The sequence below is a fragment of the Mammaliicoccus sp. N-M50 genome, assembly GCF_022386995.1.
Classification (GTDB): domain Bacteria; phylum Bacillota; class Bacilli; order Staphylococcales; family Staphylococcaceae; genus Mammaliicoccus; species Mammaliicoccus sciuri_A.
The window spans coordinates 1-1,030 of record NZ_JAJNJA010000025.1; the positions used below are offsets into that span (position 1 = coordinate 1).

At 38.3% G+C, this 1,030-nt stretch carries 1 protein-coding gene; it reads left to right on the forward strand.

The annotated features are described in order from the left end of the window. Positions 1–1,030, forward strand: a 1,030-nt coding sequence (locus tag LQ622_RS14860) for a Rib/alpha-like domain-containing protein (protein ID WP_275590399.1), incomplete at both ends; no start/stop codon positions are given.

Sequence of the window (1,030 nt, forward strand, 5' to 3'; positions counted from 1 at the left end):
GTTAATAGTTTACCAGAAAAAGAAAGAGCAGCAGCAGCTAAAGCATTATTAGAAGCAAATCCTGACTATATTTCAGCAACTGTTTATGGTGAAACAGATGATAACGGTCGATATACTTTGAGATTCCCAGATGGTACGTTAAATACAAGCTATATGTATGGTTATGTGATGGATCCAGATGGTAATGTAGTGAATGCATATTCATCTTATACAAGTCCTCAATTTAGAGCACCAAACAGTAACTTATCATGGACACCACAAACAGCACCGGCTCAAAACTTAGTTGCTAATCCAATGTGGTATAACGTTAATTTTGCATTAGTTCCATCTAATGATATTAACTTAGATGTGTTGGAATATAATAATACCGATAAACCTGCAGTTCCAGGTGACGAAGTTCATATCGACTTAATAGGTTCAAATATTTCACCACTACCAACGCGCGTTGAGTGGAGAGATAAGAACGGTAATGTAGTTCAAAAAACTGGCGACATTAATACGTTAGAAGATGGTGAACAACAAGGTACATTTATTGTTCCAGATAGTGCGGTAGATGGAGATATTTACACTGCATATTTAGTCGTAGGAGACAATGATGTATCAGCTGATTCATTTATTGTAAAAGTTCTGGATAACAGACAATATGAACCAACAACAGACGGCGTAACAAAAGATCATGGTACACCAACGACAACAGACGATGTAACAGGTGCAGTGACAATCCCAGATTATCCAGCGGATAAAGATCAACCAACAATTACGGTGGATGATGAGACACAACTACCAGATGGTAAAACACCAGGTACAACAGAAGTAGATGTAACAGTGAAATACCCAGATGGTACAGAAGATCACATTAAAGTACCAGTAACAGTCGGTGAAGAAGCAGACAACGATGTATATGAACCAACAACAGAAGGTGTAATGAAAGATCATGGTACACCAACGACAACAGACGATGTAACAGGTGCAGTGACAATCCCAGATTATCCAGCGGATAAAGATCAACCAACAATTACGGTGGATGATG